The 14,452-nt window shown below is 40.1% G+C and carries 11 protein-coding genes and 2 tRNA genes; 5 read left to right on the top strand and 8 right to left on the bottom strand.

The annotated features are described in order from the left end of the window. Positions 1–218: 218 nt before the first annotated feature. The 4 genes from GM920_RS12305 to GM920_RS12290 form a co-directional block, all read right to left on the bottom strand. Positions 219–296, bottom strand: a tRNA-Val gene (locus GM920_RS12305). Between the two features lie 46 nt (positions 297–342). Continuing rightward, a tRNA-Val gene (locus GM920_RS12300) sits at positions 343–420 on the bottom strand. A gap of 127 nt (positions 421–547) precedes the next feature. Next, positions 548–1,273 (bottom strand): DNA repair protein RecO, encoded by a 726-nt coding sequence (gene recO / locus GM920_RS12295; protein WP_182957550.1) that lies wholly within the window; start codon positions 1,271–1,273, stop codon positions 548–550. Further along, positions 1,263–1,619, bottom strand: coding sequence for a diacylglycerol kinase family protein (locus GM920_RS12290; protein WP_182957548.1), 357 nt, complete (start codon positions 1,617–1,619; stop codon positions 1,263–1,265). Before GM920_RS12290 ends, recO begins: the two co-directional genes overlap by 11 nt. 551 nt (positions 1,620–2,170) lie before the next feature. Here GM920_RS12290 and rlmF point away from each other — a divergent pair. Then, the gene (gene rlmF / locus GM920_RS12285) at positions 2,171–3,157 is read left to right on the top strand and encodes a 23S rRNA (adenine(1618)-N(6))-methyltransferase RlmF (RefSeq protein WP_182957545.1); all 987 of its coding nucleotides are present in this window, start codon (positions 2,171–2,173) and stop codon (positions 3,155–3,157) included. A gap of 28 nt (positions 3,158–3,185) precedes the next feature. Here the strand turns inward: rlmF and GM920_RS12280 are convergent, their stop codons facing one another. Genes GM920_RS12280 through GM920_RS12270 form a run of 3 tightly spaced genes read right to left on the bottom strand, consistent with a single transcriptional unit; the run spans position 3,186 to position 5,455 of the window. Next, complete coding sequence (locus GM920_RS12280) at positions 3,186–3,491, bottom strand: hypothetical protein (RefSeq protein WP_182957543.1); 306 nt, start codon at positions 3,489–3,491, stop codon at positions 3,186–3,188. Positions 3,492–3,497: 6 nt separating this feature from the next. Beyond that, the gene (locus GM920_RS12275; RefSeq protein WP_182957540.1) at positions 3,498–4,784 is read right to left on the bottom strand and encodes a DUF2130 domain-containing protein; all 1,287 of its coding nucleotides are present in this window, start codon (positions 4,782–4,784) and stop codon (positions 3,498–3,500) included. Continuing rightward, positions 4,769–5,455, bottom strand: a complete 687-nt coding sequence (locus GM920_RS12270) for a metal-dependent transcriptional regulator (RefSeq protein WP_182957537.1) — start codon at positions 5,453–5,455, stop codon at positions 4,769–4,771. Before GM920_RS12270 ends, GM920_RS12275 begins: the two co-directional genes overlap by 16 nt. Before the next feature lie 105 nt (positions 5,456–5,560). On the opposite strand from GM920_RS12270, the gene GM920_RS12265 reads away from it, so the two are divergent. The 4 genes from GM920_RS12265 (at position 5,561) to GM920_RS12250 (ending at position 11,478) form a co-directional block, all read left to right on the top strand. Then, positions 5,561–7,840 carry a TonB-dependent receptor gene (locus tag GM920_RS12265; RefSeq protein ID WP_182957534.1) on the top strand — a complete coding sequence of 760 codons (2,280 nt, stop codon included), beginning with the start codon at positions 5,561–5,563 and terminating at the stop codon, positions 7,838–7,840. 23 nt (positions 7,841–7,863) lie between these two features. Further along, entirely contained in the window at positions 7,864–9,006 is a 1,143-nt protein-coding gene (locus GM920_RS12260; protein WP_182957531.1) for a putative sensor domain DACNV-containing protein, read from the top strand. 553 nt (positions 9,007–9,559) lie between these two features. Continuing rightward, entirely contained in the window at positions 9,560–9,928 is a 369-nt protein-coding gene (locus GM920_RS12255; RefSeq protein ID WP_182957528.1) for a PadR family transcriptional regulator, read from the top strand. Further along, positions 9,925–11,478: a PspC domain-containing protein gene (locus GM920_RS12250; RefSeq protein WP_182957525.1), complete on the top strand. Its 1,554-nt coding sequence runs from the start codon at positions 9,925–9,927 to the stop codon at positions 11,476–11,478. Before GM920_RS12255 ends, GM920_RS12250 begins: the two co-directional genes overlap by 4 nt. A 5-nt stretch (positions 11,479–11,483) precedes the next feature. On the opposite strand, the gene GM920_RS12245 is transcribed toward GM920_RS12250, so the two are convergent. Beyond that, the gene (locus GM920_RS12245) at positions 11,484–14,201 is read right to left on the bottom strand and encodes a carboxypeptidase-like regulatory domain-containing protein (protein WP_182957522.1); all 2,718 of its coding nucleotides are present in this window, start codon (positions 14,199–14,201) and stop codon (positions 11,484–11,486) included. Between the last annotated feature and the right edge of the window lie 251 nt (positions 14,202–14,452).

Here is a 14,452-nt window from a genome sequence, read left to right as displayed (position 1 = left end):
TATAAAATCTGGCAGAAATAATTTCAGTAATGATGCAGTACTTGATGGCATAAATATTAAACTGGATAAAAATACAAAGCTATATTTTTATCACCTCCTCCACAAGTTTTGGGATTGATCCGTGGATCTGGGATGGATCCCGAGCTCAGCTGCTGCCGCCGGGGCGATGAAAAAATGTTGGGTATAAAAAAAACCTTCCAGAAGATCTGAAAGGTTTTTGGTGGGAAATGAGGGGTTCGAACCCCCGACCCCCTCGGTGTAAACGAGGTGCTCTGAACCAGCTGAGCTAATTTCCCTTTTGGTTTTACTCTTTTTGTTTTAAAACAGCTGAGTGTCTGTTTTTGGTGGGAAATGAGGGGTTCGAACCCCCGACCCCCTCGGTGTAAACGAGGTGCTCTGAACCAGCTGAGCTAATTTCCCTTCTGCTGTACTCTATTTGTATTAAATACAAGCTGAGTAAGCTCTTCCCGTTTTGCAAAGTTACCTTCGTTTTGGGATTGCAAATATACACCCTTAAATCAGTTTTGCAAAAATATTTTCAACTATTTTATGATAAAATATCTTCCAGGACTTGATGTGAGCGGATTTCTCCGAAAGAAGCGGTATGTAAGGTATAGTAAATCAGTATTTTATCAAGGATTCTCCGACGCGTTTTATTAGCTAACTTTATTTCAATTATTTTTTCGAAAGGCAAAATATATAGTGAAATAAAGAGTGAAGCATCTTCCTTATCGATAAAATATGGATGCACGGGAGGTAAAGATTTAAACTCACCTTCCTGTAAATCGAAATAACTTTGGTCACTTTTGGTCTGTGTACTCGGTGCAAAGCCGAGATATCTGGATAGTTTTAATAGGAAAGCCAGGTGGAAATTCACATTTGAGCCCTGCGATTCATCAAACCAGCATACCGCATTAAAGATAAAGTCAAACAAATATTCATCGGTCATCTGCTGACGAATGCTTTTGTATAGCACCTCATTCAGGAACATGGCCATGGTGCTTTTTAGAATATCATAAGGAATGTTGCGAAAAATAGGCGCAGGTCTCAGCTCAGAAATTCGCTGGATGCTTGAATTTACTTTATGGTAAACCACCATGTCTACCAGGTGTAAGGGCTGCAACATATTCATCCTGATCTTTGCCCGGGGCTTTTTCACGCCGTTGATCAGGTAAGATTGCATCCCAAATTTCTCGGTAAACATCTGTACCACCACACTACTTTCACTATATAGCGTCGTTTTTAATACAATTCCACGTGTTTTATGCAGCATGAGTGATTTTTGGGTAGAAAATGATCAATCCAATTAAAATTGCAGTTATAGCAGCAATCAGTACTGCTCCAGCAGCTACATCCTTAATGATTTTTGCTTTAGGATGGATATCTGGTGAGACAAGATCCACCAAAACCTCTACTGCAGTATTGAATAGTTCAGAGAGTAATACCATCCCCGAAGCAGCGATTATCCATAACCATTCTGCAGTATTCAACTGAAAATACCATCCGGCAATGCCAACGATAGTCAGCGCACATAAATGGAATCTGAAATTAAATTGGCTTTTGCCGGCGTAAGCGATTCCAGAAAACGCGTAACCAAAACCTCTGATAAATTTAGTCATAGCTGCGGTACAAACTCTATTTTGTAACGATACAAAGTACGTCATGCTTTCCATGATATCCAATTATTAAATACCCCATCTTGATTTTAATATTTATTAACAATACCTTAATCTTTTGTTAAAGAGGGATAAATGGTCTGTGCTTTACTTTTGTACCAATAAATCCAATATCTTTATGACGCAAACCTGGGGAAGGTGTGTATGATACCGACGAACAATTGTGCTTCAATGAACTTAGCAGGGCTAATAGAAGGAGAAGTGCATATGATACCAGAAAAAATGAGAGCGGTATTCGAGATGAGTAGGAAACAATAACTGAGTCATGCTGAGATTGTAAGTAAATTGAGTATTTCTGATACTACCGTGAAAAAGCAAGTGAATAAAGCATTGCAGATTTTACGGTTGAGGTTAAATATTCCGGTTTCGATCTTGTTGATCCTTTTTAAAATATTGTTGTCTGCCATTGTTTAGCAAACCTCTGTTTAAGCTCAAAATAATCAAGACCCAAAATTAAAATAACATTACCTTTGGCGATCATTTAGCCGAAGGTAATGTCTATGCAAAAAAACGAGTTACACCCAAGAAACAAGCACCGTTCCAGGTATGATTTTCCGGAACTGATTAAAACTTTGCCGGAATTACGTCCTTTTGTGGCGGTTAATCCTTATGGGGATGAGTCTATTGACTTTTCAAATCCATTGGCGGTGAGGTTGTTGAATAAGGCGCTACTCAAACATTTCTATCAGATAGACCATTGGGATATTCCTGAAGGTTACCTTTGTCCGCCAATTCCGGGAAGAGCAGATTACGTACATTATCTGGCAGATTTATTGGCTTCGGTAAACGGTGGCGCAGTGCCAAAAGGGGCTAAAATTAAAGGTTTTGACATTGGTATCGGTGCCAATTGTATTTACCCGATTATTGGTCATCAGGAATATGGTTGGTCATTTGTAGGTTCCGATGTAGACAGCTATGCGATAAAGTCTGCAAAGAATATTGCAACGATTAATCCTGCTTTGTCTGCTGCTATATTTCCGAGGTTACAGGCGCATAAAAATCAGATTTTTAAAGGAGTAATAAAACCAGGGGAGCTATTTGATTTCAGTATGTGTAATCCACCTTTTCATGGTTCTCCGGAAGAGGCACAAGAAGGATCACAACGAAAAGTTAGAAATCTGGGAACGCAGCGAGGTAAAACTCCGGTACTTAATTTCGGAGGTCAACAAGCCGAATTGTGGTGTGAAGGTGGCGAAGTTGGCTTCATCAGAAAGATGATTCAAGAGAGTGAAACTATTGGTAAGCAATGTTTCTGGTTTACCACACTGGTTTCTAAAAGCATGCATCTTCCCTTCATTTATACGGCTTTAGACAAGGTTTATCCGGTACAGATTAAAACGATAGAAATGGCCCAAGGGCAGAAGATCAGTCGTTTTCTAGCCTGGACATTTTTAACGCCGGAAGAGCAGGATCGTTGGAAAAAAGAGCGTTGGTCGCAAAAGAAAGCTGCGGAAATGCCATCTGAGCATACAGTAAAATAAAGAGATAGCTTAAAAAAGGCAATGGCACTTAAAAAATAAGTACCGTTGCCTTTTTGTTTTTGAAAGCGCCAATTGGCGCTTCCGTTTCTATATGTTTAAAGAATAAAGCGTCACTTTCTTTGAAGCGCTTTTTCATCATGCAATAAAGGTGAAGACATTTGATCCAGTTCAGGGCAGTGGCTTTATCTTTCCATATTTCAGGGTATAAAAATACCTCATTTCCTTGAATTCGGATCACATTTTTCTCTTCCAGTTCTTTTACGTTCGCAATGATTTTTGCGGTTTGCGCCGCTAGATTCGCAGTATTCTGGACTTTCTTTTTTGCGTAAATCATCCGGTATTATTCTAATAATAGTTCGTTGTCTTCATCATCGGTCAGGCTCAGTTGAATGGTGTCCGTACCAGCAATCCCTTCAATGGAACCGCGGATATGAGCCGCATTCAGCATCACTTTTTCCAGTTGTTTTTCTCTTGCTTTCCATAGTTTTTCCATGGCATCGCGTTCTTTTTGAATAGATAATTTCATGCTCATGAAACCTTCTCTGATGGCTTTCCATTGTTCAGAAAACTCATTACTGGTTAGATAATCGTATAACATGTGCATTTTATCACCACGATTTTCCTGAGATTTTGTAGCGCCAAATAGTTTCACAATGCCATCTCTGAGGATGTAAGAAACGGCTTTTACCTCATCAAATGAACAGATCCATACCCCGTCTTTTTCTCCAAAGCAATCCATTCCTTTTGGATAAGTTTGGGTTACAATCACCGCTACGTCCACACCCATGCTGCGCATGTCTTTTTTTAATTTCTCAATCCACTCCATGGAGAAATCCTTGGTACGTTTACTTTCATAAATGATCTTTCCGCATTCTTGTCCAAACTGGTTCCTGACATGGTGGACACAATCCGCGCCCCTAACGCCTTTGCCAACCTCAGAAATAAGGTCAAAAGGGAAAGCATTACGGAGTAGTTCTTCCAGAATCAGCTCCTGAACCTCTCCCTGCAATTGCATAGATCCTTGTTCCGCTTTACGCTTCATTTCTTCTGCCAGCTTTTTCTGATCATCCAATTGCTTCTCCAGCTCTTTTACGCGGAGCTGGTGCTCGGTATCCTTAAGGTTATTTTTTTCCGTCTCCTGCTTTCTGATCTGCTCGATCATTTCCGTACGCTGCTCTTGTAGCTTACGGTGTAGCTGAAGCTCCATCTCTTCTTCTTTTTCAATCATCGCCTTTTCCTTCATCAGGAAATCCAGCTCTTTTGCACGGGCAAGTTTCAGCTTTTCTTCTGCTTCCTTTTGTGCATTGTCCATCATCACCAGTTTGTTCTCAAAATCACTGGCAATACTTTTCCTCAAGGTATCTTCCAAGGCGGTCTGCAGAATTTTTTTCTCTTGCGCCAGCTTTTGCTCGAAGGCTTGCGCCTGTAGCTTTTGCTGCTGCTCATAAACCTGCTCCTGTTCTTTCTGTTGCTGTGTTAATTTACTGAGTTTCTGTTGGTATTCTTCATCCTTTTGCTTCGTAAAAGTTACCATCTTCTCTCTGAGGTCTTTTTTATACTCCTCAGCCATTACTTCTTCTATTGGGAAAGTGTGCGCGCAATTAGGGCATTTTATTTCTGTTGACATATTTTATGATGGAGGGTGATGAATAAACTTTCTGCGAATTTCATGGATACGTTTCTGGCTTCCTGATCGGAAATCTGGATGCTCATTGAACCATCGAAATCGATGCGTTCCAATACTTTTATAGGGGTACCAATGGTGATTTGTAATTTTTCAAGATATTGCAGGAATACTGTTGAGGTGTCTTTTACCGCAACTACCTGACAAGTTTCTCCTTCTTTTACCTCAGAAAGGAGGACTTTCTCTAATATAGGAAGGTCGCCATTCGCTTTTGGAATCGGATCACCATGGGGGTCAAATTCAGGAAAGCCCAAAAATTCTTCCAACTTATCTACCAGCTTGGAAGATTGGATGTGTTCCAGTTGCTCCGCTACCTCATGTACCTCATCCCAGCTGAAATCTAACTTTTCATAAAGAAATGTTTCCCATAAACGATGCTTTCTTAATATCACTAAAGCTTGTTGCTTGCCAGATTCGGTCAGTAAGATCTTTCCATATTTCTTGTAGTTGACCAGGTCCTTTTCCTTTAGCTTTTTTAGCATATCCGTGGCAGTAGCCGGCTTTACGCCCAAATGGGCCGCCATTTCATTGGTGCCAGCTTCAGGCTTATCCTCATTTTGAAAGCTAAGTTTCAATAAGGCTTTTAAATAGTTTTCTTCCGTGTAAGATAGCATGATACAAATATAAAACAATAAATGTCAAATAACATTTGTTAGGTAAGTCTAACTTTTATAGTTTTGTAATGTTTTGTTGATCTAACTTTTATTTAAATACCCGCCATGAATCTAATTTTTACCAGATATTTTATGATTTTGCTGCTGTTAGCCAGTAGTTTGCCTGTTGCTGCACAACTGAGCTCCGTCTCAGGAAGGGTGATTTCTGAAGGGAATCCGGTTCCCTTGGTCAATATTAGTATCGGAGAATTGGGATTGATCACGAAGACCGACAGTGCTGGTTTTTATGAATTGTCAATCGGCAAAACAGGGAGTTATCAGGTTCAGGCCTCGGCAGTTGGCTTTAAGAAAATGCTAAAAAGTATCCAGCTGAAATCAGGAGAAAGGCTGCGGTTAGATTTTGATTTGAGTAATTTTCAGAACGACCTGAATGAAGTGGTGGTTACGGGCACCTTGAAAGAGGTGAACCGACTGGAAAGCCCGGTGCCAGTAGAGGTGTATACGCCGGCTTTCTTTCGTAAAAATCCAACGCCAAGTATCTTCGATGCCCTGCAAAACGTAAATGGGGTAAGACCACAGTTGAATTGCAACATTTGCAATACCGGAGATATCCATATCAATGGATTGGAAGGGCCTTATACGATGATTCTGATAGATGGGATGCCGATTGTCAGTAGCTTGTCGACCGTTTATGGGCTTTCTGGAATTCCCAACTCCCTGGTAGAACAGATCGAAATTGTAAAAGGTCCGGCTTCTTCCTTATATGGCAGTGAAGCCGTAGGGGGATTGATCAATATCATCACTAAAAAACCTCAAAATACAGATTTGTTTTCTGCGGATATTTTTGGGACAACTTATAAGGAGCTTAACGTAGATCTCGGTTTGAAAACTAAAGTAGGGAGTGCAACGGTGCTGACCGGAATAAACTATTTTAAATTCGGTAATATAGTAGATCATAACCACGATAATTTCACCGATGTCACACTGCAAGACCGGATCTCTGTGTTTCAGAAATGGAATTTTCAACGTCAGGAGAATAGGTTGTTTACTTTGGCAGGCCGTTATCTATATGAAGATCGCTGGGGTGGAGAAACGAATTGGAATAAATCCTACAGAGGCGGTAATGAGGTATATGGCGAAAGTATATATACCAAACGATGGGAGTTGATTGGAAATTACCAGCTGCCCCTGAAGGAAAAGCTGTTTTTTGCATTTTCTTTTAATAACCATGATCAGGATAGCCGGTATGGAGATAAATCATATATCGCCAATCAAAAGGTAGCGTTCGGACAATTGACCTGGGACAAACAGATCAAGGCGCATGATTTGTTAGTAGGAACGGCATTGCGCTATACTTATTATGACGACAATACACCGGCAACTGAACTAAATAATCCGGCAAAGAATATCTTGCTACCAGGCATCTTTGTTCAGGACGAACTTCATTTGAGTTCCAAACATACAGTGCTTGCGGGTTTTCGCTATGATTACAATTCTTTACATGGAAGTATTCTTACCCCAAGGGCGGCTTTTAAATGGAAGTTGAACGACCAGAATATCCTTCGTTTAAATGCAGGGACAGGTTTTAGGGTCGTTAATATTTTTACAGAAGACCATGCCGCTTTAACTGGTGCCAGAGATGTAGTGATTGCCACAAAACTAAAACCCGAGAAAACATACAATGTGAACCTGAACTACCTTCGGAAAATGTATGCTGCCGATGGGACTTATTTTGGCATTGAAACCTCTGCCTTTTACACCTATTTTAACAATCGGATTATTGGTGATTTCGATACCGATCCAAACAAAATCATTTATGATAACCTGGACGGTTATGCAGTAAGCAAGGGTTTAACGGCAAATTTGGATCTGGCTTTAAACAATGGACTAAAGGTGGTTTTAGGAGCGACTTATCAGGATGTAGCGACCTACGAGCATGGCATAAAAAAGCAACAGATCCTGACCGAGAAGTTTTCTGGAAATTGGGCTGTTTCGTATAAAATCAGATCACTGGATCTTGGGATTGATTATACCGGCAATATTTACAGCCCAATGCGCCTGCCATTGCTTGGGCCCTTAGATCCTAGAGCAGAATTTTCTCCGGTGTGGAGCATTCAGAATATCCAGTTTACTTACAGTGGATTTAAGCGCTTTGAATTTTATGGAGGTATAAAAAATCTGCTGAATTGGACACCGAACCGGGGAAACCCTTTTATCATCGCTGGGGCAAATGATCCTTTTGATAAAAAGGTGGTTTATGATGACCATGGGAAGGTAAAACCCACAGAAAGTAATCCTTATGGCCTAACCTTTGACCCAAATTATGTGTATGGACCGAATCAAAACATCAGGGGATTTTTTGGCATGAGGTATACCATAAAATAATAGGAATAGTTTAACTTTATAGCATGATCTACTACTCGACCTATCAGGCAGCAAGGGTGATTGCCCCAAAAGTTGAAGCTATTTTTGCAGCGCATCTTTCTGCTGCCAGAGAAAGTGGAGAAGACGATCTTGCACCTTTACCCACTGCAAATGTGGTTGAAGCAATCATTGATGCTACTTTTTGGGCAAGTTTGCGTAAAGAGGAAGGACATTCCCCAAAGATATCTTTAGCTTATCTACCCCCTCATCAAGCGGGAAACCCCTTACTGTTTAAACATAGGTTGCCTTTAAGTGCAGGAATCCTGACGAAAATTGCACCTGGCGTGGAAAGAGCAGGAATTCATTTGGGGGTTTGGATGGAGGATGATGAACTTTTTATCTGGGGAACTACCGTCAGCATTCCTAATTTTTGCTTTGTTCTGGATGTTTCTGAACCTGCATTATTAGTGATCAAACACCGTAGAATCTATGGATTTGGGAAGTTTACTAATATTGCGGTGCTCAAAGGAGATCAGGTGAAAATGGTGGAAGAGAAACATACCGATATGAGGGATTGTCCGCCAATGTTGCTTTCGCTACTTGACCTTACCGCTCCTTCTTACTGGAACGATTCGGTGAATGTGATGATTCAGCTCGCAGTTTCGATGCGGAGTCATGGACGTGGTGGTACTTTACTGATCGTACCCAGCGAAACCAACCACTGGCTGCAATCTATTATTAAGCCCATTCAATATTATGTGCAGCCTGCTTTTACAGGCCTTTCTAAGTTGCTCCAACAAGACCGTAAAGAAGCAAGCCAGATTTTCTGGCAAACGGCACTCAAACGTGAAGTCGAACATCTGGCTGGTTTAACAGCCGTTGATGGCGCTACGGTAATCAGCAGCGATTATGAGCTGTTGGCTTTTGGTGCAAAAATCGGACGTGCGAAAGGAAAGGACAATATTGATGAGATTTCATTTTCTGAGCCGATTAAAGGGGGAGATGCCATTGTGGTTCATCCAACCAAAGTTGGTGGCACAAGACATCTTTCTGCAGCACAGTTTGTACATGATCAAAGAGATGCTACGGCATTGGTGGCCTCTCAAGATGGCCATTTTACCATTTATAGCTGGTCGATGAGTCAGTCCAGGGTACAAGCCCATAGAATCGATACTTTATTGCTATAAAACAGTTTTTCCACATCAAAAAAGCGTACCAGGAATACGCTTTAAAAATTAATTAAACTTTGTTTTTCTTACCTGTGCTTAGGAAAATATAATCGCTCCCACAATCGTTGCTAACAGTAAAAAAATCAGTACAATTCGATCCGCATTAACCCATTCTTGTCTTGTTAACGCTCTTTTTGCCTGTTCCTTCTTTTGCCTCGCAAAAACATGAAATAATGAAAATGTTTTACTTAACATAGGTAGATGTATTTAAGTAGATGTATCAGATTTAATGCAAACTGCGAGCCAAACTGCGTAATAAATCTTGAATTGTTAATAATTTGGGCTTTTCATTGATTTTTACCTTTATTTAATGTGTTTTTCCACTCATTATCAGTGTTTTGTGTCGTTTTTTTGGGCTCAGCTTGTCCTTTTTATTAGCCTTTCTTCTTAAATTCTAAATCAGCGGACTGTAAAAATAATTCTATTGATTTACAGTATGTTACGTTATATTATGTGTTTTATATAGTACTATGTATTGCATATTACTATATAAAACACATAACTTTGAATTATGATAGCAGAAAATACACAAACACAAATGCGAAAGGGCATACTGGAATACTGTGTGCTCCTGATCATATCCCGAGGTGAGATCTATGCTTCCGATATAATCGCAGAATTAAAATCAGCAAAGTTGCTGGTGGTGGAGGGTACCTTGTATCCCTTACTAACCCGACTGAAAAACAACGGTTTGTTGAGTTATAACTGGGTAGAATCGACCTCCGGTCCGCCTAGAAAATACTACTTGCTCACCCCAGAAGGAACCGCCATTCTTGGTCAGCTGGACCATACCTGGCAGGAATTGGTTTATGCCATTAACACCTCCAAGAAAGGAACAGATCTGGAATCCGAAAACCAAATAAACTTAACCAAATCATGAAAAAGACATTAAATATAAATATTGGCAACTCAATCATCCACCTGGAGGAAGATGCTTATGAGATGTTGACTGTGTACCTGAATGAGGTAAAACAGCATTTTTCAAAAAATGCAGATGATTTTGAAATTGTAACTGACATTGAGAACCGGATTGCAGAGATGTTTGGAGAAATGTTGAGCGGCCAACAGAAGCAAGTAATCGATATCCAGGATGTACAATCTGTGATTGCTCAAATGGGCTCGGTGAAAGATTTTGAAAACTCTGAAGCGGAAGAAGAAATGGCAGCGCATGATCAAAGTCTACCTCCCCATGATGGAATTAAGAAACTTTACCGTGATACCGATCAGGCAATGGTGGCAGGGGTATGTGTAGGCTTGGGCCATTATCTGAATATCGAAGCACGTTGGTTGCGATTGGCTGCATTGATTTCCATTTTTGTTGGTGGTTCAGGACTGTTGATTTACCTGATCATGTGGATCGTAATTCCAAGAGCAGAGAGCAAGTCCGAGAAAATGGCAATGAGAGGAGAAGCAGCCAATTTGAGAGGCTTTATGAACAGCCATCAAAATCCATTGTTGAAACAATCTCGAGGTTTCCTGGCAGAGTTTTTCGAATTTCTTGGCAACTTCATTAATGGCACAGGAAAAGCTGTTCTTAAAGTAATCGCTACTTTGGTGGTGATCTTTGGCTCTTTTTTCCTCCTGATGCTGATCATTGGTCTTGCAGGTGTGTTTGGCATGTGGGATGCAGATGTGTATAACAATTTCCCATTTAACATCATCGATGAGAGTTACTTCAGTACGATGCTATTCGCAGCATTTATTGTCTTGTTGGTGCCAGTGCTGGCATTGGTATTGTTTTCTATCCGTGTTGCTTTTAATGTGAAACCGATTCATAAAACGCTTTCTTATGGCTTACTGATCATTTGGTTGGGAGGAGTAGCGGTGACCGTATTTTACATTGCAAAAGTAAGTTCGGAGTTTAAGGAAAGCGCAGAATTTTCGCAGGTAACTAAATTGGTTCCACATCAAACGCTGGTTCTAGCGATTGACAAGACCAGATTCTTTACCAAAGAGGATAGTTTGAAGTATAAGATTGATCCGGTAAATTATAGAGGCCGTACAATTTTGAGCGATGGAAGAGGTCCTTTTGATCATCCAAGAGATATGAACCTGAGACTGGAGAAAAGCGAAAACGGGAAAATGATCCTGACGGAAAATTACAGTTCACAAGGTAAAACCTTTGAAACGGCATTGAAAAATGCGCAGAATATACATTATGATTTTCAGCAGATAGATTCTGTATTGAATTTCAGTTCGGCTTTACAACTGGTGAATAAAGCGAATTACCGCGGACAAGAAGTGTCGCTGACCTTAAGTGTACCAGTGGGCACCCATTTAAAGATCAATCGTGATTTCAATAGATATTTAAATGGGTACAATTTCTGGGATTGTTATTCGGATGACAATCAGGATTATTCTGAATGGGTCATGACCGACACCGGTTTGAAGTGTCTGAATGAGCATAAAGACGCAGATTCAGAACACTAACCTTTTTATTTTACTGTGTAGCGGTAGACAAATCGGCTGATATTACCGAATTTGTCTACCCCTTCAATTACTGCTTTATACGTTCCTTTACCATCTGCATTCCAATATTCTAATACAGTAGGAGCAGTACCATTTATATTCACTTTAGGATTCCAGTAAATCGTAGTTCTTAAATCATTAAAGTTATAGGTGTTTGCAGGATTGATATATTTAGGCATATAAAATTCACGCTGTTTGCTAAAGCCTTTCGGACTAAATTTAAGCATGTTTTCCTTCGGCAGAATTTTCTTTAAATCTGCAATGCTCATATTGCTTTTCACCACTTTTTTTGTGTTTACCACCAAGACGCCATTTGTATTATACATCCGGTTGATGGTACCCAAATCGTCTTTAGTGAAGATCTCTACAGATTCTACATCTTTCGGATTTACTCCCAATAGTGCCATATAATCCAAAGCCATTCCATTAATGAAAATGGCTACCGGTGTTTTGTTGCCCTGCTGATAATCACGGGTTACGTAGAAGTTGTTTTCGAAATATGTTAAGCCCATGGCCATCGTTTGCAGACACATCGCCAAAGAATTACAGTCTTTTAGGCGGTCACCGTCAATTACAGTAGCATTGATAGAACTTAATCCTGCAAGGGTAGAGTGGTCAGCATGACTCGGTTTTTTCACTTTAGCACCTTCAATTTTTACTTCTTTTAAGGTACGCAGGAAGCTATATTGTTTTTTACTGTTGTTCAGGTAAGCAGATAAAGTGCTGTCAATATTGTCTGCTGTTCCGATGTGGTTGATGTTTTTACCTACTTCCGGTAAAGGGGAGCCATCCAGCATGATCATTAGGTTAGAACCATTGGTGCTATATTTTGCATTGATTAACACTTCTGAAGAATCTGGAATAGACAGGTTGCCAAAGGCAAAAAGACCAGATGGACTGGTGATGGCTTCTGCCGAGATTCCTGTTCCTGGAACGGTTAAGCGTAGCGCACCTTTTCTTACCGGCATCCCTGTACGATCTCTTAAAGTACCGGTAATGCGCATGTCTTGCTCCGGTAAAAAGCTGATCGGGGGAGTCTTGCCTGATAAAATATCCTTCATCGCAAAACGACGGAAACCTTGTGTTAATAATAGCAGATCTAAATCGGCCAGCTTTTTCTCGTCTGTTTTATGGAAATAATAATTTGGTTTTTCCACATAACCGCGCAGATCAGAAGTCAATAGCAGGGAGCTTAAAATCGTAGTCTCAGTATCTTCATCCACGGAAACCTTAGTCTCGTCGGTAACGGATATAGAGTAACTGCCTTCCACCGGTACGGTTGGCGTCTTAGGAAGCACACTTAATTTTACTTTTTGTCTCGGTTTATAGGTAGGTAGATCCGTTTTAAGCGATAGTATTTCTTGGCTAGGATAGTTGAAAGCCAGTCGTTCATTAATCGGCTCTCCTGTTTCGGAAAGCAGGGTTACCTGTACGATTCCTGCCGGGAATTTATCTTTAGGAATTTTTGCTGAATTTACCTGGGTAGCAAGTCGTGTTTTTGCCGCATAGTAAACCATGCCCCCCTGTGTACCTATTATGAAGAAGGTTTTTCCTTTGTTTTGTGCAAAATACGCATCGTTGGCAAGGATTTTCAAGTTGAAGCTTAGGGGATCAGTATTGGTGATCTGTGTGATGATTCCCGATGGACTGGCTTTTGGTAATTCATAACTTTTGGAACTGCCATCCTTGTAAGTTACATTCGCTTTATAGCTTTTATCTGCTTCAGTATTCAGGTAAAAAGAACCCATTCCTAAGGCATTTGAACTGAAATTAGACAATGTATTGCCTGTATTATCCGTGATTGTTCCTGTTAAAGCGGCGCCTAATCCTTTCGCATTAATGGCTTTAAAACTGATTCTGACAGCCAATCCATTGACCAACTCTCCACCTTCAGGGAAGAATTGCAAGTCATTGTCTGATTTAACAGGTCTTAAACTGAAATTGGAAGTCAGGATTTCCTTTTCAGTCAGGCTGAGCTCTGTGATGAGTTCTCCATTGGTGATGAGCTCGTTTTTACGGGCTTCTATTTTAATTTTCAGAATTCCACTCTGGTCTGTGGTTCCTTTTCCTTTACTCACCGTCTCATAATTTGAAACAACTTTCCAGTTGACTACCTTATTAGCCAGGACTACATTATCCGCATTTTTGAATTGAATAACTGCGTTGATGGTCTGATTTTTATCGGTCTGGGTATTGGTATAATTGAAATGAGTGATCAACTGCTTATCTATAGCTTCTCCAATTGGAATGCTTTTTTTGAAGAAGTATTGGTCGCCAAAGTTTAGCATCCATACCGTATAGGCTTTGATGGAATAATTACCTTGTTTATAAGTGCCAGGGGTTAGCGGGATATTTCCAGCAGCCACACTGTTTACCGTCGGTATTTTAATGGTTTCTACCAGGGAATCGCGCTCATTGATGACATCCACATAAACAATTTTGCTTAGTTGTGATGGAATGTTTTGTTCCATAGTCAGGTACGCTTTAAACCAAATCGTATCCGCAACACTATAATAGGGTTTGTCGAAATGTAAATAGACTTTTTCTAAGGGTTGCTCGTCGGAGAGTTTTTTGGTCTTGCTAATGATGTTGTTTAAAACAACACTGTCCTGTTGTGCATTTGCAGAGAAGTGCAAAGTTGTGGATAGCAGAAGAAAGGCAATAACGAAGTTTATCAGTCTCATCAAAATAATTAAAAACGGTTAATATGGCTAATATATTCATTTATGAAGTGAATCGCCTTATGCTGAGCGATGTTTAACATATTTTGACATTTAAAAAATCGGGAATGGGTTTGGTTAGGGGCAGTTTATCAAGCTTGCTATTGTGGGATTAAATTAGCGATGTTGCTGTGGAAATGTGGATAGTTGATTTTATTAAACTACTGATTAATGTTGACTTAACAAGTTGTTAGCAGGTTATCAACATAATTCTG

This window comes from Pedobacter gandavensis (assembly GCF_014172405.1).
Classification (GTDB): domain Bacteria; phylum Bacteroidota; class Bacteroidia; order Sphingobacteriales; family Sphingobacteriaceae; genus Pedobacter; species Pedobacter gandavensis.
This window is presented reverse-complemented; position numbering and strand designations above follow the sequence as displayed.

Bases quoted from the DNA above. Each gene is read 5' to 3' on its own strand.
- GM920_RS12250 (WP_182957525.1), top strand. From the start codon at position 9,925: ATGAAAAAGACATTAAATATAAATATTGGCAACTCAATCATCCACCTG.
- GM920_RS12245 (WP_182957522.1), bottom strand. From the start codon at position 14,201: ATGAGACTGATAAACTTCGTTATTGCCTTTCTTCTGCTATCCACAACT.
- recO (WP_182957550.1), bottom strand. From the start codon at position 1,273: ATGCTGCATAAAACACGTGGAATTGTATTAAAAACGACGCTATATAGT.
- GM920_RS12270 (WP_182957537.1), bottom strand. From the start codon at position 5,455: ATGCTATCTTACACGGAAGAAAACTATTTAAAAGCCTTATTGAAACTT.
- GM920_RS12280 (WP_182957543.1), bottom strand. From the start codon at position 3,491: ATGATTTACGCAAAAAAGAAAGTCCAGAATACTGCGAATCTAGCGGCG.
- GM920_RS12265 (WP_182957534.1), top strand. From the start codon at position 5,561: ATGAATCTAATTTTTACCAGATATTTTATGATTTTGCTGCTGTTAGCC.
- GM920_RS12290 (WP_182957548.1), bottom strand. From the start codon at position 1,619: ATGACTAAATTTATCAGAGGTTTTGGTTACGCGTTTTCTGGAATCGCT.
- rlmF (WP_182957545.1), top strand. From the start codon at position 2,171: ATGTCTATGCAAAAAAACGAGTTACACCCAAGAAACAAGCACCGTTCC.
- GM920_RS12260 (WP_182957531.1), top strand. From the start codon at position 7,864: ATGATCTACTACTCGACCTATCAGGCAGCAAGGGTGATTGCCCCAAAA.
- GM920_RS12255 (WP_182957528.1), top strand. From the start codon at position 9,560: ATGATAGCAGAAAATACACAAACACAAATGCGAAAGGGCATACTGGAA.
- GM920_RS12275 (WP_182957540.1), bottom strand. From the start codon at position 4,784: ATGTCAACAGAAATAAAATGCCCTAATTGCGCGCACACTTTCCCAATA.